The sequence below is a fragment of the Ruegeria sp. AN6 genome (genome assembly GCF_056540425.1).
This window is the reverse complement of record NZ_JBQFWR010000022.1, coordinates 1-19,566: the sequence shown is the minus strand read 5'-3', so window position 1 is coordinate 19,566 and position 19,566 is coordinate 1. Positions and strand designations below refer to the sequence as shown.

The window sequence follows — 19,566 nt, the reverse complement described above, 5'->3', positions numbered from 1 at the left end:
GGCTCAATGGAAACTTCGACAGGTAAACGGACTTTGCGGCTGCAAACAAAATCACCTGCGAGATTCGCTTTTTCAAATTGACCGAACTTGCCAGTTAGGCTTCCCACCCAGGAGCGCAGACAACAGCAGCTGTAAACTTCCAGTTTTCACCGGATCGTCTTGCAACGTAGTGCCCATCTATCACTTCGATTATCGATCCGTCTTTTCTAAGACGAGCCAATGATTTTACATCGACTATTGCCATTTTTTCAGCACACGCTCTGGCAGTTACCTCACCTACTACCGTGTGGCTAAATCCATCCGCCTCCAAACCAGCAAAAACCTTTTGAAGCAGTTCCACAAAGGCATCATGGTCTGAAATGGCTATGTCCATATCCGGTAGTGCATAGAACGCAGGTTTGGAGAAGCAATGAGCGACACCTTGGAAATCACGCCCATTCCAAGCAATCAGATATTTGCCAAAAAGCTCTTCAATTTCTTTTTGGGGCTGGTGCAATTGCGACATGTCTGAGCGCTCCAGTTACCTGAAGCGGACATTACAGAGGAACGTAGCATCCGTCAAAATGGGCTAGGTACGGTCGTTCGCCGAAATTTCGTGAGTGACTGCATTGCGGACACAACTGCCCAATGCGGGCGCGACGCCGACTGGCTGCCTAGTTGCCCATTCCGTAAGCTAACATCGAAAAATCAAAATTCACTTCGCCAAAAGGGCAACTGACGACTCGATTACACTCCCACAGCAGACAGCCACAGTCGATCTATTTCCGCCAGTACGTCTTGATTAATGGAGGCGTAGTGCTCCCAATACTTACCATCTTGGATCAAGTAACCAGCCTCGTTTTCCAGGCTCAGGGCTTTGCGGGAAAGTTCCGCGCTATAGTTGGTTAGCGGTAAATCACCGCTTAGCGCCGTGTGGCTAACTCTTGGGAAAAGCAGACGACTTTCCAATTCTTCCGAGAGATTGACGCACGCGCAGTGCTGTTGGGCAGCGATCGTCATAAGCCTTGCCGATTTGGCTTCCAAAGACAGCAAAGTAATGTCTTCACGAAGAGGATCAGGTTTGCCTTGCCCATAGAAATGCGTGTTTCGTCCCGTGTAGACCATGTCACAGCCCAAGTAGGCTAGGACTGTAGGTTTCAGGGCGCTGAGAGCCCAATATCCAGCCGTGAATGCCATTGTCGCACCAGCATATACAACGCCGCCAAACTGATTGTTTGCCGGGACATAAATTGATGAGTCAATCAGCCTCTGGGCGTGACTCTTCCGGTCAGGTCGATACTGTGTGGGAAAGTCATCAGGATACACACTGTAGTCCCAGTCATCCCGAATTCTCCATGCATTGTTTATGCTGACAATTTTGCACTCGTCTTGTTTCGGCCAAGTAACCGCTCGCATTGCGTCTGGAGCGCTGCCAAGAATAAGGGCGATTAACTTTTCCCCCATTTTGCTACCAAAGCTTCGCTTGCTGCCAATCAAAATGCCATCCCAGCAATAACTCGACATGTACATTTTTGATACGCAGTGACCGTAAGATCAGATCAAAAGCACAATAGGCTTTCAAAGCAGAGTTCGAATTTTTTGATCGTTTCACGACGTATTGCCTCGGTTTAAATTCTCGGCAAGGCGGAACGGCGACTAAGAGCTCCCAGCGCTCATTCGCTGTACTCGGCATGAGCAACCGCTTTGCGGACAAAACCTCCATTGCCTAGCAAGTGAATGGTTCCGAACTACGACCGCCTTCGCCTAAGAATATTTGACTGAAATCACCTGTTACCAGCTCTGCTCAATGTGACGGGCGTCATTCCCAGGTATGAAGCAATGTGGAAATGGGCAAACAGTGCTTCATACCCCGGGTGTACCTTTCGAAACCACTCTAAACGTTGCCGCGCGCTCAATGCTGCAAGGCACCACTCGCGTCCGACTTTGCGGGTCAACTCCTCGCGCATTAAGTTGTTACCCCATTCGCGTATGCCTTCGAAATTCACCATTAGGTCCATCAACTACGCAGCTGGCATTGTCGCAGCAACGGCGTCATCCAAAATCTCAATATCCACCAACGAACATCCAACTGACGTTCTGGCCATGTTGGGCGTTATCACCATTGGAGCGGCGTACAGGTTCAAGGTTACCTCCGTACCCTCGGCATCGATGACTACGCTTCGCGCACGTCCTCTGAGTAGGAAATACTCATTCTCGTCTCGCTCACCTTGGCTCGATATATAAGTTCCGATTGGCCAGTTACGTATTTCGAATGCATTTACCAGTGTCTCCCGATCTTTGTCCGGGAGTTCCATCATGAATTCTTCGATGGTTTTCAGATGAATTTCCACTCCATGCGCCCCTAACTCACGTTATCAAATGATAATGCTTGAACCGGCCGCGCACTGATAGTCCAGCATCGTCAATGTTGGAGAAAATCTATGAATAACTCACTTCCCTACCCACATCATGGTTCACGAATCCTGCTGTTCTGGTGCGCCGCAATGCTCGTCTACTTTCTTATGGTCTTCGGTTCGCTTGCAGATATTGAACGGATCACCGGGGTTAGGGCATTCGACATGCGACCAAACGGCTATTCCTACGCTGATGCCTTGGCACTCATTTCCGCGCTCGGAGAAGAAGGGCGACGAGTTTATCTTACCATGCAAATTCCGCTGGACACGGTGTACCCGGCTCTATTGGCGATTTCGAGCGCCAGCTCGCTTTATTGGTTGTCGCAATCCTTTGGCTCGACTGCTCAATGGTATCGAGCCGTTGCCGCTGTAGCTTATCTTGCCGCAATCGCGGACTATGCTGAGAATGGGTTGATTGTCTGGATGCTAAATGCCGGTCTTGGCGTTCCCGAAGCACTGGTTACAGCGGCAAGTTTGGCGTCGGTGAGCAAGTCTATCTCTTCGACGATTGTGTTTACCACCTTGCTAATTGCTCTGGCCGAGTTCGCTATACGGAGAATACGTAAACGACCAAAGGTCAGTTGAACGTCGGCTTCGGACTGGAGGAGGACGCTCGTAGAGTTTGGGCGAACGTCTGCTGTGTGGACTTTCCCGACCTTTGCGACATTAAGGCCAGTTGGCGCCTCCGGCTCTTAGCTGCCATCGGACTGGAGTGAACGTCACCGCAGCGCGGCCCGTCATAGCTGCCGTTCACTGCGATGGTTCAATCTGGTTTGCTATGAATGTCCTGTACACGAGATACTCCCGCAACCCTAACACAAAAGGGCACCCGTAGTTCATGCCACCACGCAATGTGCAAAACTTTTGTGTAGCGCCAAACTGGTTGGTGAGAAATAGGCACGCGCAGGCGTGCCCGCCTCACGCGTCCGCCACCTATGGAAGCGCTTTGGCAGTGTCTGTGGCGCTTTGTAGCCCTGGAGATTTGGTGCATGCTACCCCTTAGGCGTTGGTAAAATGGCAGGAACAGATGTCCCACGGCATAGACTTTGTGATTCATGATGGTCGACTGGTTACTCCTGACGGGGTGATCGAGGGCGATTTGGCCGTGGCGGATGGTGAGATTGTATCAGTCGGAAAGCCAGTTTTGGACGCGAAGACCCACATCTCGGCCAAAGGCAAACTGGTGATGCCCGGCGGTGTCGACCCGCACGCGCATATCGAGCAGATGTCTGGCATGGGTCAATGGAACGCGGACACTTTCGAAACCGCGACCAGGTCAGCGGCAATAGGGGGAACGACCAGCGTCATTTCCTTCGCCGCCCAAGCAAGCGGTCAGGTATTGGCCGACACGGTCGCGGATTATGCGGCGCGCGCCGCGCGGGGCGCGATGATTGACTATGCCTTTCATATCACTCTGACCGATATCTCGGTTCCCAAGTTCGAGCGTGATTTCGCCGATCTGATCGGTGCGGGCCACCGGTCGCTGAAAGTGTTCACCACGTACAATATCCAACTGCATGACGCCGAGCTCTTGAAAATCTTCCGTCAGGCGCGCGAGGCAGGCGCGCTGGTCTGCGTTCATGCCGAAAATGACGCGATCATAACGCAGGCCAAAGAGGCGCTGATAAGTGCTGGTCACACCACCCCGCGCGATCACGCCCGGTCCCGTCCCAGAATGGCCGAAATCGAGGCGGTTGAACGGATTTGCCGTTTTTCCGAATACCTTGATCAACCGGTGATGCTGTTTCACATTTCGACGAGCGAAGGCGCGAAGGCGGTGCGCGTCGCGAAGGACCGGGGTGCGCCCGTATGGGCCGAAACCTGCCCGCATTATCTATTCATGACAGAAGAAGTGTTGGATCGTCCCGGATTGGACGGCGCCAAGTGGATGTGCTCGCCACCACAACGTAATGTCACGGATCAAGAGGCACTTTGGCATTCCCTGCAGGACGGGACGCTGGCCTTGGTGTCTTCGGATCACGCCCCCTACCGTTTTGACGAAACGGGCAAGCTGGCCGCTGGACCTGAAGCAGGGTTCCATCAGATCGCCAACGGATTGCCAGGGCTGGAAACGCGGCTCCCACTGATGTTCGACGCTATGGTGTCCAAGGGGCGCGGCGGGCCTGAAGGTTTTGCCGAACTCACCTCGCACGCTCCTGCCCGGCTTTATGGTCTGCAAAGAAAAGGCCGCATCGCAGAGGGCATGGATGCCGATATCGTGATATGGGACCCGGATAAGACCGTTACTTATGGCGAGAATGATCTGCATGACAATGTTGGTTACAACCCTTGGAAAGGTTTCAGCGTGAACGGCTGGCCGGATCAGGTCATCCTGCGCGGGCGAACACTTGTGAAAAGCGGTGAGTTCTTCGGCATCCCAGGAAGTGGGCAATGGATCGACCGGCCTGTCCTTGCTACTCAACCGACCAAACAAGAAGGCGCACCCGCATGAGCAGACCAGACGCCGCCAATCAACTGGCTATCACATTCTTTTACTACCGTGATTTGCCCGCCGCGATGCGGTTTTACGAGGACGTCTTAGGCTTGACGCTGGCGATTGATCAAGGTTGGTGCAAGATCTATCAAATCTGTCCCGGCGCCCATGTCGGACTGGTGGATGAGGCCGAGGGCATGAACAAGTGGGCCGCAGTCAAGCCCGTGCAGCTATGCATTCGGGTGCCGGATGTGGACGGCTGGTATGACTACGCCCTCGCCAAGAGGCTGGACAAACTGTCAAAGCTATTCGTCAATGATGATATCGGCATTCGCGCGTTCGTGTTCAACGACCCCGAGGGCTATCAAATCGAGATCCAGTCAGCTATCCGGCAAGGCGCATGAGCACACTCATCGTCATAAACCCTAATTCCTCCCATACGGTCACTGGCGGGATCGACGTGGCCATCAACCCTCTGCGCAGCTTTGGCATCCCCATTCGTTGTCTGACCCTGGCCGAGGGTCCATCGGGCATCGAAAGCCAGCGTCAGGCGGATTTAACCATCGCGCCGATGCTGGAACTTGCCGCCGCGCAAACCGATGCCGCCGGATATGTGATTGCCTGTTTCGGCGATCCTGGGTTACATGCTCTCCGCGATCAGACAGACCTTCCGGTAATCGGCATTCAGGAAGCGGCGGTCGTGACGGCGCTGACCCTCGGACAACGGTTTGGTGTGATCGCCATTCTACCGCACTCTATACCACGCCACCTCAGGGCCTTTGGCGCAATGGGCGTGCTGGATCGGCTGGCAGGGGATCGTGCCCTGGGTCTTGGGGTGGCGGACCTTGCCAACCCCCACACAAGCCTTGATGCGATGATTGCCACTGGTAGACGACTGCGCGACGATGATGGCGCGAACGTCCTGATCATGGGATGCGCGGGAATGGCCAGCTATCGCGAACCACTACAGGAGGCGACCGGCCTGCCCGTTGTCGAACCCACCCAGGCCGCCGTTAGCATGGCGTTGGGACAAATCCAATTGGACCTTTCACACAAACCACAAAGTACCGACCATGCTTGATGAAACCGCAAAAGGCGTCTTTACCATCGCCGCCACCCCGTTTCTGCCGGACGGCACGCTGGATTTCGACAGTATCGACCGGATGGTCGACGCCTATATCGAAAAGGGCGCCGACGGCCTGACAATCCTGGGCATGATGGGCGAGGCAGGCAAGCTGTCCGCCGAGGAATCCGTGGCGGTCGTTCGACGCGTCACCTCACGTTGCCAGGTGCCGGTGATCGTTGGGGTGTCGGCGTCCGGCTTTGCGGCGATAACGGCACTGAGCAACGAGGCAATGGAGGCCGGTGCAGACGGGGTGATGGTCGCCCCGCCAATGGGGCTCCAGACAGATGCGCAAATTACAAATTATTTCCACAGTGCCGCGGATGCGCTGGGCGATATCCCGTTTGTCCTGCAGGATTTTCCATTGGCGACCGGTGTTCAAATTTCGCCTTCGGTGATCCTTCGGATCGTTGAAGATTGCCCGACTTGCGTTATGCTCAAACACGAAGATTGGCCCGGCTTGGAAAAGATTAGCGCGCTTCGAAAAGCGTCCGACGCTTGCGAGCGCCGCATTTCTATCCTGTGTGGGAACGGCGGGATGTTTCTGCTGGAAGAAATGATCCGCGGCGCGGATGGCGCGATGACGGGATTTGGATACCCCGAAATGATGCGCCAGGTACTTGACGCCTTCCTCGCAGACAAGCTTGACCGCGCACGTGATATCTTTGATGCCTACATGCCGATGATCCGGTATGAATCACAGCCCGGCATGGGGCTTGCTATCAGGAAGTATTCTCTGGCTCGCCAGGGGATTATCGCCCATCCGACGCTGCGCAAACCGGGGGCAGGTCTGACCGCTGCGGCGATAACCGAAATCGAAGTCCTTACCGTGCGTCAGGAAAAACGCCTGGCAGAACTTGGGCTGTAGTGCGGAACTCAACGAATCCTTGGCGGGGATATAGTGGACGTGGGAAGTAGGCTGTCCGCAAAGCGGTCGTATGTGCGCCGCGCAGCGAAGGTCAGCTGTCCGGCCCTCAGCGACCAATGCATCGCTTACCGTTTCAGTCGCCTTGGGCTCGGTGCAGACATTCAGTTAATTACGCCCAATGTCTGCAATGCGGACAAACCTGTCATTCGCAGCTGAGCAGAGCCAACTGTTCACCTAGTAAAGGCGGATCGGTTTCTAAGTATTGCCAAAATTCTGATTTCTCATAGTTTTAAGTTTGCTCCGGTCCCAATAGGGCATCGATGAATCTTGAGAACAATTCCCCCTGAGACCTTATCCTAAGCTTGGAATATATGTTCCGACGGTGGATACGAACCGTTCCCGGAGTAATACTGAGTATTCGGCCTACAGCGTCTGCAGAATGACCCTTGAGGGTAAATTCGACAACCTCCTTTTCGCGAGGCGTCAGAAGACCTTCATCAAACTTTTCAAATGCCTCTTCCACATTCAGCACCCTCCCCTTGCGACGCGTGTTTGCCGGGTTCTGTCCGAACTCACCAGCCAAACTGTTCCAGTGGTGCCTGCAGGCTTCACTGACCACCGGCCATGCTTTTCCCAGCTCCCGGAAGTCTTTGGCGCTAAATGCTTTATCTGCCCGCATCAAGGAAACACAGACTGTTGCCTCGTCAGGAAGGTCAACAACATAGCAAATTTCCTCAGCCAAGCCGGTCTGAACATAGTAGTTTCGAAAATACTCACCCTGATAGAACCGATCAGGCGCCAGATCACGTAACCGGTACAAACCCGGATCAATCGAGTTTGCACTTGCAAGGTAAAACGGATCCAGAAGATAGGGACCTTCCTGATAGTCCTCGACCATGATCTTCCGTTTCGATTTTGGGAAATCGTCAAATAGGTCGATCGGGCGGGCTGATCCGAGATAACCGAAAATGACAGTATAGTCGAACCCACTGATTTCCTGAAGGGAATCTGAAAGGGTTTGGGAAAAATCCTCTGTTCCAATAGCAGCAATGATTGCGCCAGCTTCGGTCAACCAATCTGTCACGGCTGCCTCCTATTAAAAATAGAGTACCACATTCGTGATATATACAAGAATCGACAATCTTTTTACCGTTTGGGTGAATCAAGTGGTATTTCAAAAATGAGGATATGTCCCGAAAAAATGGCGATTGGTGAATATAGCCAGCAAACGGACAAACCGGCAACAGGCACTGTCGCTGAACTTCGCAGCGTGTCCAAAAGGTTTGGGGACGTGTTGGCGGCCAATGATCTCAACCTGAAGATCGCAGAAGGAGAGTTTCTGTCCTTTCTGGGGCCGTCCGGATGTGGCAAGACAACAGCGTTGCGAATGCTGGCGGGGTTCGAAAGCCCGTCCGAAGGCGAAGTCTTGCTGGACGGAGAGGTCGTAAACTCGCTTGATGCTCATCTGCGTCCGGTCAACATGGTGTTTCAGCATTACGCTCTGTTTCCGCACCTGACCGTCGCCCAGAACATCGGGTATGGCCTGAAACAAAGACGCCCGAGGCTACCCAAGGCTACGATCGCGCAGAAGGTCAGCAAAGCATTGGAAATTGTACGACTCGAAGGGTACGAGGCGCGCCGGATCTGGGAAATGTCCGGTGGTCAGCAGCAACGTGTCGCCCTAGCCCGTGCGATTGTGAACGAACCCAAGCTTTTGTTGCTTGATGAGCCTCTTGCAGCGCTGGACAGAAAGTTGCGCAAGGAAATGCAGATCGAACTGCAGAATATCCAGCGCCGTCTTGGCATTACGTTTGTTCTGGTCACCCACGATCAGGAAGAAGCGCTGTCGATGAGCGACAGGATCTGCATAATGCGCGATGGCCGGATCGAGCAGGTAGGCAGCCCGCAGGATCTCTATGATCGTCCGGCAAACAGGTATGTGGCCGGGTTTGTTGGAACAACCAACATTTTCGAAGCCACTGTTACTGCCGTAAGCAACCAGCAAGCCGGTGTTCAGTTAATGACCGGCCAGACCGTTGCAGGGCAGAACCCGTTCGATCTGAACGTTGGGCAAGCTATCGGCCTTAGCGTCAGGCCCGAACAAATTCACCTCAGCAGATCTTTTCAGGCGGAAACGGACCTCGCCGTCAAAGTCCTCAACCGCATCTTTCTGGGAGAGCATACCGAATACCTGGTCAGGCATGACACGTTGGGAGAGTTCCTGGTGCTGTCGCCTCGCCAGTCAGAGTTGAACGAGGGATCGTTCAAAGTGGATGAACAGCTTTACGCGTCATGGAACGCCAGCGGAGCGCTCATCCTTTCAGGAGACTAACCTAACGGATCCAGCCAACAGGGGAATACTCATGACAAAATCACCGGATCACATCTCGAAGAAGAAATTCATGGAAGAGCTGTACCGCTACAAGCGCGGTTCGGTTACACGTCGACACTTTCTCGGTGTGACGGGATTGGGGGCGGCGACGGCTGTGCTTGGTTCGGCTGTGCCCGGCCTGCGACCAGTTCCGGCCTGGGCTGCCGGTGACATTGGGGATCGTGTGGTTCTGGCCACCTGGCCGAACTACCACGATACCGCGAACTTTGATGCCTTTACCGAAGCCACGGGTGCCAATGTTCAGGTTAACGTTTTTGGTTCGAACGAAGAGATGTTGGCCAAGCTTCAAGCTGGAGCGACAGGCTGGGACGTGTACGTGCCGACCAATTACACCATCACCACCTATGTCAGCGAAGACCTTATCGAACCGCTTGATACGTCGCGGTTGCCTAACTACGACCCGTCGGCCTATGACCCGCGTTATGCCGAGGCAGGCTCGGTCGATGGCAAGCTCTATGCTGTCCCAAAAAACTGGGGCTCGACTGGGTTTGTCGCCAATACCGATCAACTCAACGGTGCGCCGACGCCGTCGACTTGGAAAGAGTTTTTTGATTTGACAATGGGCGATCTGTCGGGCGGTACGATCGTGCACGATTATCAGCTGACGACGATTGGCAACGCGCTGAAGTACTTTGGCTATTCCTTCAATTCGGTCGACGAGAAAGAACTGGCCGATGCCGAAAAGCTATTGATCGAAGCTAAGCCGCACCTGTTTGCGATTTCGTCGGATATTCAACCGTCTATGCGCAGCGGCGACGCGACGCTTGCCATGGCTTGGTCTGGGGATGGGAAACAGCTGAACACCGACATGCCTGAGATCATGTATATACTCGGCAAGGAAGGTGGCGAGTTGTGGAGCGACTACTACGCCATCCCGAAAGGCGCACCTCACATGGATGCAGCGTACGCTCTGATCAACTACCTGTTGGATCCCGAAGTGAACGTTAGGGAAGTGCTGGCACACGGGTATCCGACGGCAGATGCGAAATCGACTTCCATGCTGCCTGAGGAGTTGCAGAACGATCCAATCCTTTATCCAGCTCAGGAACTTCTGGACGCGCTTGAGTTCGGCGCGGCCGTGACGCTGACAGATCCCAATCGCGCCGAACTGATGGCCCGGTTCAAATCTGCCTAAAAATCGACTGCCGGAGACGAGAACGACATGACTGCGAGAACACGCAACTGGCTTTTGCTGGCCCCGGCCGGGACATGGTTCTTGGTGATGTTGGTGGTGCCGCTGACGGTTGTTCTCATCTTCAGCTTCGGTGAACGTGGACCGGCAGGGGGCTATGTTCCGGCCCTGACGCTGGAGCAATACGCCAATCTTCCGGCTCGCTGGACCGCGTTCAAAAACACAATGGTGCTGGCTCCGGTCGGCACAATCGCCGCCTTGCTCATAGCCTATCCGCTTGCCTATTTCCTGGCTGTCAAAGCGGACCCGAAATGGAAAACCATCCTTCTGGTTCTGGTGATCGTTCCGTTCTGGACCTCGATCCTGATCCGTAGTTACGCGTGGATCTTTCTTTTAGGTGGCCGCGGCATTCCGGAATTGATCGACCTTTTTGGGATAGGGAAGCCGCGCCTCATTAACACTCCTTTTGCCGTCCTGATCGGCATTATCTATGGCTACCTGCCGCTTATGGTCTTTCCGATCTTTGTCAGCCTCGACCGGCTGGACAAGCGCCTGCTCGAAGCGTCCTCGGACCTCGGCGCAACACCGGCACGAACCTTCCTGCAGGTCACTCTGCCCCTGTCGGTACCGGGCGTTGCCACGGGGTGTTTGCTGGTGTTCATACTCTTGATGGGAGAGTTCCTGATCCCTGCACTGCTGGGTGGCGGTAAAGTGTTCTTCGTGGGCAATGCACTGGTCGATCTGTTCCTGCAATCACGCAACTGGGCTTATGGCTCGGCGGTGGCGGCCACGTTGGTATTCATCATGTTGATCTCGGTGACGATCTACATGCGGCTGATATCGCGGCTGAATACCCAACGTGAAGACGTATCGTTGATGTAGGGGGGTAGGATGCGACTTTATGCTCTATGCGTTTATCTCTTCCTCTATATCCCGATCGGGGTCATTGCGCTGTTCAGCTTCAATGCAGGGCGCCATGCCAGCCAGTTGCAAGGTTTATCCACACAATGGTATGGCAAGGCGCTGAACAACCCTTTTGTTATGGACGCGCTGGAAACAAGCCTTATCGTTGCACTTGTTTCTGCTACACTTGCCTCATTGTTCGGGACAATGGCGGCCGTAGGTTTGCAGGGTATCCGCGGGCCGATGCGCGCGGCCTTTGACGGGTTGATCTACGTGGCGATCATGATCCCCGGCATCGTCATTGGCATCGCGACGCTGATTGCCCTTGTCACTATTTTCGACTTCGTGAACCCGGGTATCGCGGCCATATGGCCCGAAGAGGTCGAACCACCAAAGCTCAACATGGGTATGGGATCCCTGATTGCTGCGCACACCATGTTCACGATGGCCCTTGTCGTGATTATTGTTCGCGCAAGGCTTTCCGGCATGGACGCCACCCTGACCGAGGCATCTTCGGACCTTTATGCCACGCCATTCGGCACTTTCAGACAGGTCACTTTACCTATGATTTTTCCCGCGATTTTGGCCGGATTCCTGTTGAGTTTTACGTTCAGCTTTGACGACTTCATTATCGCGTTCTTTGTCGCAGGGTCCGAAACAACGCTTCCAATATACGTGTTTTCGTCAATCCGCCGTGGGGTCACGCCAGAGATCAACGCCATCGGCACAATGGTATTGGCGGCGTCATTGGTCCTTTTGGTCACAGCCCAAATCCTTCTACGGAGGGGAGATAAGAAAAAATGACAGCTGTAAAGCTTAGGAAAAAACAAACTGACAAGATCTCGCTTGCGGGGCGCATAGCCTTTGTGACCGGGGCGGGTTCTGGTATCGGAAAAGCAAGCGCCATGTCCATGGCCGACTGCGGAGCGCATGTTGTTGCAACCGATCTTGTCGGTGAACTGGCCGAGGCCACCGCTCAAGCAATAGCAGAGAACGGTGGGAGCGCCGAAAGTATTGCTCTGGACATGACGGATGACACCGCCGTGGTCGACGCACTTGGTAAAACAATCAAGAAGTTTGGCCGACTGGATATACTGCATTCACACGCGGGCATTCAGGTTGAGGGTACGCTGGAACAGGTGAGCCCCGAAGGCATGGATGAAAGCTGGCGGTTGAACGTACGGTCGCATTTCGTGGCGGCGCGGACGGTGGTTGGGCAAATGCGTTCCCAGGGCGGCGGCAGCGTCATCATCACGTCGTCCAATTCAGGTGTGCAGTACGACCGCGAAATGATTGCTTATGCCACCACGAAGCACGCAGTTGTGGCTATGGTACGCCAGATGGCTGCGGACTATGCCAAGGACAATGTCCGGTTCAATGCACTTTGCCCCGGTTGGGTCGACACGCCCTTCAATGCTGGCTTTGAAATCCAGATGGGCGGTCGGACCGCGCTGGAAAGCTATATCGCCAATAGCATTCCCATGGGGCGGTGGGCGCAATCCGGCGAAATCGCCGATGCGGTCGTGTTTTTGGCCTCGGACATGTCAACCTTCATGACCGGTCATGCGCTTGTGATCGACGGTGGCGAGTGTATCTGACAAGGAGGTAGGGTTTGATGGCTAAGCACGCCAGATTGGAAGGAAAGACCGCCGTTATCACCGGCGGAGCATTGGGCATGGGGCGCGCAACTGCGCTATTGTTCGCACAAGAAGGGGCAACTGTTTCGATCTTTGACATCAACGATGAAGAAGGACAGAAAACGGTTCAGGTGATCCGCGATCAGGGCGGCAAAGCCGGTCACTTCCACTGCGACGTCACCAAAGCCGATGAGATCGATGCCGCCTTTGAAGCCTGCGTGGCCGAGTTTGGCCCTTATAACGTGCTGTTCAACCATGCAGGCTCGATCATTGTAAAATCACTGCATGAGACATCGGAAGAAGAATACGACTGGTTGATGGACCTGAATGTGAAATCAGCCTTTCTTGTGTGCAGACGCGCCGTCAAAGAGATGGCAGGCAATGGCGGTGGTTCGATAATCATCACTTCGTCGATCGCGGCCGAGTTAGGTTACGCGCTGGAGTCCGTTTACTGCATGTCCAAAGCCGCCGTCCTGCAATTATCCCGCACGATCTCCACCGAGTATCGAGACGCCGGAATACGCTGCAACGCGATCTGTCCTGGATTTGTTGAAACAGCCCATGGGCTGAAGGAAATTGCCGAACTCGACGCCGCTGGGCAGGCATGGGAGGAGAGCGGAATGGCTGCAACGCAAGGGCGAATTTGCTACCCGGAAGAAGTAGCCAGGACCGTGGTCTTTCTTGCTTCAGATGACGCAAGTTTCATCAATGGAACTGCTACCTATGTTGATAACGGCTGGCACGCGAAGGGTTAAACGAATAGTTTTGTGTGCGGCCCGTGAACGGTAGTTGAAGAACATTCCGTATTACACCAAGTGACGTGACTGCCGGAGAACGACCAGCCATTTACCAAACCTCGCTAAGAGATCATTCGAGTTTGAGCTCACTAATTCACCCCAAGGCAAGAGAACGCAGCAAACTAATGACCGATCTGACGAACGGCTGCTATGCGGACAAAGCGGACGTTCGAACTCAGACGCAATAATAACTCCGCGCACAATTGGCAAACTGGCTCAATGATGTGATCAGAACCTGACCCTGAACGCCAGTCCAACCAATGGTGCAGTATCGTAGCTCTGGCGACTTATTTCTGCTCCATTCGTATCATCTAGCGTCAGGCGGCCGTCAAATTCTGCGCCTGCAAATACGCTCAATGAAACTCCAGGATTTGGGTTGTATCCAACGGAAATTACGACGGGGACACTCTTGTCTTCGCCCACCCCGTCCGGCGCGAGACCTTCCCCATCCAACCTGAATCGAATTCTCTCCGATCGTGCAGTTAAGGAAAGATCTATGGTCTCAGTCAACGTGTAGCTCAGCGTCAACCCGGGGCCTTGTGTCGCTCCAATCCCTGAGCCAGTGTTCAAGTTCCAGCGATCATTCAGGTCCCAATCGATCAGCAGGGCCGGAAAAAAATCTGTACCACCATCGTCAAATTGAGAGAACGCGCCAAAGGCCGGTCCTATCGTCAGGCGCTCGCTAAGTTGCCAAGCAATACCCGCGAAAACACCGTAGGTCCTACCATCAGATGCGGAAGCTCCACTTTGATAATCCCACCTGATCTGTGGTGACACAAAAACTGTTGCTGTATCGCTCGCACGAAATCGCATGGGAACAGCAACGCGCAAGTCACGGATGTTCTCCCATGGCTGATTGTTCGATTGACTAAAGCTATAATCCAGTTTGCCAAAGCTGGTTGAAAGCCCAATGGAGTTTCCTCCTTCCAGATTGTAAAGTGCGGTAGCACGTAGAAATGCTCGGCTTGCAGAAAATTCGCCACCGTCACTCAAATCCGCGTCCCCTTGAAACGCAGCAAGCCCATCAACCTGATACGCCCAACCTAGCCGGGGCTGCGCGGCTGAAGGTAATGCTGCAAATCCTAGAGAAATAGCTCCAAAGCAGCACGTTAGAAAAAGGTTTTTCATTTGGCATTTCCCACGTGACGCTGATTCCTTTTGGGTTGCCATTCCTGAACGAACGTTTCAAGCCCCTAATGGTCTGCTCAGTGGATTGCGGAGACATGGCTACTCAATGACATATTTATACAATACGAAGCTTAAGCACTGACACTGATAACCTATAGCTGAATGCAGTTTATTCAGCGTGATGAGCAAGCTTGCCGTCCCATTCTTCTGTCGAAACTTTGGGTTCCGGCGGGTCCGCAATGTACGACGGTGTCATTATCTGTGTTCCGTTTTCATTAAACACATCGACAATGTTTTCGCGCAAATCGGACAAAATCTTAGGCAAGCTCGATCCGCGCGAAGTGTATGCGTTGATCTCATAATTGATTGCGTAGTCAGCCAGCTGCGTCCAAAGCACAAAAGGTTCAGGGTTCTTTCTTAACCCTTGAGTACGATGAGCTGCCTCTATCAGCATCGCTTTGATTTTCTTTGGTGGCTCCTCGTATCCGATCCCTACTGTCGTGTGAACCAACAGCCCTCGACCATCCACTTTGCGCGAATAGTTTACGACTTCGGAGTTGAGCAGCTGTGCATTTGGAATGCTAATCATCTCGTTCTTTATCGACTTGATGAGTGTTTCCATCAGTTTGATCTCGGTTACATCCCCAATCTTGTCGCCAACCTGAATTCGATCACCGACATTGGTACTGCGTCTATAGATGACAAACAGACCGGCCATCATGTTCGAGACGACCGTGTTCGACCCTAACGATACCATGATACCGGCAAGGATAGTCAGGCCTTGGAAGGCTCGAGAGTCAGATCCGGGAATATAAGGGTAGGCAAACACCAGCGCGATAACAATCAGCAAAGCCCTGCACAGCATTTTTGTTGGTGCAATCCAATGATCTTCAAAATCTTTCAGTTGGAAAGCGCCGCTCTCGACGTTGTCGAAAAAAAGATCGAGGCCTCGAATTCCCAACCGTGTCACAGCTGCGATGATTGCGAGCATGATCAAGTTGGGGATATATTCAACAATTGCCAAAACGACGGTTATGAGCGGCTCGCTGACATACTTCAAGAGGATCTGGGCTATGCCCTGGGTTTCGGCAAAGGAGAGCAGCACCAATGAAAGGTAGTAGTAGAAAAAGAATAGAAACAGGACCCACATCAATAAGTGTATTGAATAGACGATAATCGACGCGATTGCCCTGCTTCTCAAGAGCGATTTCGTGGCTTCCTCAACACCTTCAGCTCTCTTTTCCAAGATGTTTCTAAAGTAGTCTAATAACATTCGCCGTTTCGCAAAAAACGCATAAGAAGTGAGGGCAAAGACTGCTGTCCAAGCAAAGGCAGCCATCGCACTATCTACTCTGCCCTCATTGGACCGAGCATCTCGGTATTGAAGGATTGCAGCCTCAATAGCTTCGGACTGAAGCCCAGCTAGAACTTCAATAGCCATTTGTTCGTGCTCAGCATCAGCTTGGGTGGTTATCGTAACCATCTGCCCGTCAACGCGTATCATTTTCCCAAATTCGGCGTCCGATATCTCAAGCTGAACTGAAGCTTTCGCAGATGCATCGGCGACTTGAGCGATCCGCTCCTCAATTTTTCTCGCTCGTTCGGTTGCGGGCAGCGCACTTGAACCGCGAACCACGAACAATTCTTCGCCATCCACTATCACCGGCGCAATAAACTCGGGATCCTCTCTCTCTTCAGCCGGTGCGAGGATTTCTTTAGACTGAGCAAGCGCAACAGTGCAGGAAAATAGAAGAGGCAGTAACCATAGCGTAAGAGCCCTCATGATTTTGCTCCTTCTGCGGGAATAATATGCACATCGCGTTGCGGGAACGGTATTGATATGCCTTCTTTATCAAACCGCTCTTTTGCTTGACCGGTCAGGTCCCAATAAACGGTCCAATAGTCATCAGACTTGGACCATGGACGGCAAAAGATGTTGACGGAGTTGTCTCCCAACTCACCCACGAAAATTTCTGGTTCTGGTGTCTTCAGACAAAGCTGGTGACGCGCAACCAAGTCTTTGAGCGCTTCAATTGCTTGGGCAGCGTTGTCCGAATAGGCGATACCAAAGACCAGATCGACCCGACGTTCTTCGGATGCACTTACATTGGTAATGACATCCCCCCAAATTTTGCTGTTGGGAACTATAATAATCTGGTTGTCGAATGTTCTGATCTTGGTTGAAACCACCGACATCTCATCCACAAACCCAGATGAACCGCCCACTTGGATATAGTCGCCAGTGTCGAATGGCTTGAGGACCATGATCATCAGACCGCTTGCGAGGTTTCCCAGCGTTTCCTGCAAGGCAAAACCTAGGATGAACGACAAACCACCGAGCACGGCAAAAAGCGGTGTAACGTTAACTCCGAACAAAGCTAAAACGACGAGTATGCCAAGGACGAAAACGGCCCAGTATACGGCGGTGGCAATGAAGCGTTTCAGCATTCTGGAGATAGTTGGAATTTTGTTCAGACCCCGTTCAGTGACCCGGCGCACCATCCGAGCAATGAACATCATGGCCCAAACTGCCAACAAAACACCCAGACCGGCCATCAGCAGACCGACGCCCCCATCCCACGAGAACAACCACGCCCAAGCGTTCTGAAAAAGTGTTTGAAGATCGGTCGTTTTTAGGGCTCCCGTTTTCAACGCGAGAATATAGTCAGTATGCGGTTCTAGATCTTCCGCCTTTGCGCCTTTCAGGGTCCATGCTTCGAGCACCAGGCGATACTTGTCGAGAATGTCTGATCCAGAATCGTTCAAGGAGGACAACTGAGACCGCAAGCTGTCTTCCCGAGTTCCGCTCGCCGAACGAAGTTGCAAGTTTACTTGCGCGACTTCTTCGAGCCTGGAGCGCACATAACTCTGCCAAGTACCAGCAACCTGGGAAAGCTCATCCGCAGTTAAGGGAACAAGTAGGATCTCGAGATCGTCGGCCGCAATCATCTCATCTGCGACTGCATTTATGAGATCGTCATTCTCGACTTCCAAAGCCTCTTGGTCGGCCTCAGTCTCTTGCGCGCCGGCAGGAAAAACACTCGCTAATGCCGTGAACCAAATGAATGACCAAATCGTCAACGTTCTCAGTGCTCGTCTCATCTGTCTGTCCCCTACTTCTTTAACGGTCGAAGAGAGCACACACAGACGCAACAAATCTAGAATTATGTTTATGTTTGAATATTTCCCTGTGATGAAAACCACAGATCTTAGGGTCGCTTTCGATATAGAGAACCGCTCATTTTGGCAGAACCACGGTTTTGCGAACGAAATTGAGATTTGCACGGAGGGGTCATAGATTTGCTGTGCACGTCGAATTTAGAGCTTTCTCTATTAGACCCATTAAGCCGAAAATAAAGGCCTCCTGGTGACACCACTCACTTGCGTCTCCAGGAGGCAACCAGACAAGTCTGGCGAATGTGCGAGCAACAGAGGTAATACTAATTTGCCACGCATTCGAATACTTGAATCTAAAATACAACATTTCAAGTAATTTTACGCGCGCCAAAAAGTTTGCTCTCGCGTGTTTGAGAATTTCTTGTTTATTCCAGCTTACACGACCGCGTCAGAAAACGTGGCCGCACTGTGCAATTGGTAGGCTACGAACTTGGACGATGCCGCACAGAACTAGCGTTCATGCTAACTTAGCTGACTATCTGCGGCCAACCGCAAATTCGACTTAGTCTGGCTAGTCCCATGGTCAGACTAAATCCCCGCGTTGCCCATCATCCCAGATAGAGGTGACGCGGGGAACTTTGATCCATCTTTCGATCAGTACCGTAACACCAACACCCCAAAACTACCGCCCGCGTTGTTCCATTGGTTTCCCTCCGAACGATGCTGGTTTTTTTGGGGATTGGGATATAATGAGTTTCCATTTTGCAGAGCGACCAACCGGACCTTCTACTTCTGGTTTGGTCGATGGTGCACGTGTTGGCCTCATTACCACCTGCTTTTCAAACCATTCGAAAGGACGCAGCCATTCATTTTAGTTTGAAGATTCGCGTTTACGGTTTATTCTTATATCTTCATTCTTCAATATTATAATGGGAGTGTTTCTATGAAAACGACAACTAAGACCCTTGTTGCCGCAGCCGTTCTTGCATGCGGAGCAACCGTAGGACATACCAAGGACAAAAATATTCTGCCAAAAGACAACGCAGAGTTCGTAAACTATGGCGAGGAATCCGGCTGGAATATATTTGTGGATAAGAGCCGAAATACTTGCCTGATCGAACGGGTGGATGAGAATACTAACGTTGTTCAAATGGGTCTGACCCCAGACAAAGATTTTGGCTACATGGGTGTTTTTACAAAGGCAGACATCGAATTTAAGGATGATAAAGTCGAGCTGCTCATGGACAACAAATTATACTATGGCGATACAACAGCGGCGCCACCTAATTTGGCGGACGAGTACAAGGGAGGTTATCTCCTTGCCAACAATCCCGACTTCGTCACAGACGTGATGGAGCGCGAAACCATGATTGTAATGCCAGAGTCTAATTTTGCCTTCGAATTAAGCCTTGCTGGCACCAAGAAGGCAATTGAAGCGGCGCGTGAGTGCAATGCTTCTCTGACCAACTGACCTGTGTCGATATTTCAAGGCCGTCCACTTTGTGGGCGGCTTTGTTTGTGACTGTGCGAACCCGGAGTATCTAGGAAGGTGCTGTCAGACGAATTCGAACCAGTCTCAGTTAGCCGCGGAAACCGCGAACCTATCCGGAACAAAGTTGACGCCACTCGCTAAGAGCGGCGG

At 52.6% G+C, this 19,566-nt stretch carries 19 protein-coding genes; 12 read left to right on the top strand and 7 right to left on the bottom strand.

Going from position 1 to position 19,566, the window contains the following annotated elements; genetic code table 11:
• Positions 1-94 precede the first annotated feature (94 nt).
• From ACR0MQ_RS21205 to ACR0MQ_RS21195, 3 genes are all read right to left on the bottom strand, one after another.
• Complete coding sequence (locus tag ACR0MQ_RS21205) at positions 95-505, bottom strand: DUF6841 family protein (protein WP_170776125.1); 411 nt, start codon at positions 503-505, stop codon at positions 95-97.
• 221 nt (positions 506-726) lie between these two features.
• Complete coding sequence (locus tag ACR0MQ_RS21200; RefSeq protein ID WP_480610633.1) at positions 727-1,476, bottom strand: hypothetical protein; 750 nt, start codon at positions 1,474-1,476, stop codon at positions 727-729.
• A gap of 524 nt (positions 1,477-2,000) precedes the next feature.
• A complete protein-coding gene (locus ACR0MQ_RS21195) occupies positions 2,001-2,330 on the bottom strand; it encodes a Crp/Fnr family transcriptional regulator (RefSeq protein ID WP_480610630.1) in 330 nt (109 codons plus the stop codon).
• A gap of 90 nt (positions 2,331-2,420) precedes the next feature.
• Here ACR0MQ_RS21195 and ACR0MQ_RS21190 point away from each other — a divergent pair, with 90 nt between their 5' ends.
• From ACR0MQ_RS21190 to ACR0MQ_RS21170, 5 genes are all read left to right on the top strand, one after another.
• A complete protein-coding gene (locus ACR0MQ_RS21190) occupies positions 2,421-2,978 on the top strand; it encodes a hypothetical protein (protein ID WP_170477896.1) in 558 nt (185 codons plus the stop codon).
• Between the two features lie 442 nt (positions 2,979-3,420).
• Positions 3,421-4,845 (top strand): dihydropyrimidinase, encoded by a 1,425-nt coding sequence (gene hydA / locus ACR0MQ_RS21185; RefSeq protein ID WP_170477892.1) that lies wholly within the window; start codon positions 3,421-3,423, stop codon positions 4,843-4,845.
• Positions 4,842-5,231 (top strand): VOC family protein, encoded by a 390-nt coding sequence (locus ACR0MQ_RS21180; protein ID WP_170776130.1) that lies wholly within the window; start codon positions 4,842-4,844, stop codon positions 5,229-5,231. The genes hydA and ACR0MQ_RS21180 overlap by 4 nt, the downstream gene beginning before the upstream one ends.
• Entirely contained in the window at positions 5,228-5,908 is a 681-nt protein-coding gene (locus ACR0MQ_RS21175) for an aspartate/glutamate racemase family protein (RefSeq protein WP_170776132.1), read from the top strand. The genes ACR0MQ_RS21180 and ACR0MQ_RS21175 overlap by 4 nt, the downstream gene beginning before the upstream one ends.
• A complete protein-coding gene (locus ACR0MQ_RS21170) occupies positions 5,901-6,818 on the top strand; it encodes a dihydrodipicolinate synthase family protein (protein ID WP_170776134.1) in 918 nt (305 codons plus the stop codon). Before ACR0MQ_RS21175 ends, ACR0MQ_RS21170 begins: the two co-directional genes overlap by 8 nt.
• A gap of 289 nt (positions 6,819-7,107) precedes the next feature.
• Here the strand turns inward: ACR0MQ_RS21170 and ACR0MQ_RS21165 are convergent, their stop codons facing one another.
• Complete coding sequence (locus ACR0MQ_RS21165; protein WP_170477879.1) at positions 7,108-7,902, bottom strand: helix-turn-helix transcriptional regulator; 795 nt, start codon at positions 7,900-7,902, stop codon at positions 7,108-7,110.
• 117 nt (positions 7,903-8,019) lie between these two features.
• Here ACR0MQ_RS21165 and ACR0MQ_RS21160 point away from each other — a divergent pair, with 117 nt between their 5' ends.
• Genes ACR0MQ_RS21160 through ACR0MQ_RS21135 form a run of 6 tightly spaced genes read left to right on the top strand, consistent with a single transcriptional unit; the run spans position 8,020 to position 13,637 of the window.
• Positions 8,020-9,150, top strand: coding sequence for an ABC transporter ATP-binding protein (locus ACR0MQ_RS21160; protein ID WP_170477876.1), 1,131 nt, complete (start codon positions 8,020-8,022; stop codon positions 9,148-9,150).
• 31 nt (positions 9,151-9,181) lie between these two features.
• Positions 9,182-10,345: an extracellular solute-binding protein gene (locus ACR0MQ_RS21155; protein ID WP_170776136.1), complete on the top strand. Its 1,164-nt coding sequence runs from the start codon at positions 9,182-9,184 to the stop codon at positions 10,343-10,345.
• A 27-nt stretch (positions 10,346-10,372) separates the two neighbouring features.
• Complete coding sequence (locus ACR0MQ_RS21150) at positions 10,373-11,224, top strand: ABC transporter permease (protein ID WP_170477870.1); 852 nt, start codon at positions 10,373-10,375, stop codon at positions 11,222-11,224.
• Positions 11,225-11,233: 9 nt separating this feature from the next.
• Positions 11,234-12,049, top strand: a complete 816-nt coding sequence (locus ACR0MQ_RS21145; RefSeq protein WP_170776138.1) for an ABC transporter permease — start codon at positions 11,234-11,236, stop codon at positions 12,047-12,049.
• A 35-nt stretch (positions 12,050-12,084) separates the two neighbouring features.
• Complete coding sequence (locus ACR0MQ_RS21140) at positions 12,085-12,843, top strand: SDR family oxidoreductase (RefSeq protein ID WP_170776144.1); 759 nt, start codon at positions 12,085-12,087, stop codon at positions 12,841-12,843.
• A gap of 17 nt (positions 12,844-12,860) precedes the next feature.
• Complete coding sequence (locus tag ACR0MQ_RS21135; protein WP_170776140.1) at positions 12,861-13,637, top strand: SDR family oxidoreductase; 777 nt, start codon at positions 12,861-12,863, stop codon at positions 13,635-13,637.
• A 270-nt stretch (positions 13,638-13,907) separates the two neighbouring features.
• Here ACR0MQ_RS21135 and ACR0MQ_RS21130 read toward each other — a convergent pair whose 3' ends face one another.
• The 3 genes from ACR0MQ_RS21130 to ACR0MQ_RS21120 form a co-directional block, all read right to left on the bottom strand.
• The gene (locus ACR0MQ_RS21130) at positions 13,908-14,807 is read right to left on the bottom strand and encodes a hypothetical protein (protein ID WP_480610622.1); all 900 of its coding nucleotides are present in this window, start codon (positions 14,805-14,807) and stop codon (positions 13,908-13,910) included.
• 169 nt (positions 14,808-14,976) lie between these two features.
• Complete coding sequence (locus ACR0MQ_RS21125) at positions 14,977-16,590, bottom strand: mechanosensitive ion channel family protein (protein WP_480610620.1); 1,614 nt, start codon at positions 16,588-16,590, stop codon at positions 14,977-14,979.
• A complete protein-coding gene (locus tag ACR0MQ_RS21120; RefSeq protein ID WP_480610617.1) occupies positions 16,587-17,801 on the bottom strand; it encodes a mechanosensitive ion channel family protein in 1,215 nt (404 codons plus the stop codon). Before ACR0MQ_RS21120 ends, ACR0MQ_RS21125 begins: the two co-directional genes overlap by 4 nt.
• A 1,066-nt stretch (positions 17,802-18,867) precedes the next feature.
• On the opposite strand from ACR0MQ_RS21120, the gene ACR0MQ_RS21115 reads away from it, so the two are divergent.
• Positions 18,868-19,395 carry a hypothetical protein gene (locus ACR0MQ_RS21115; protein WP_480610614.1) on the top strand — a complete coding sequence of 176 codons (528 nt, stop codon included), beginning with the start codon at positions 18,868-18,870 and terminating at the stop codon, positions 19,393-19,395.
• Positions 19,396-19,566 lie beyond the last annotated feature (171 nt).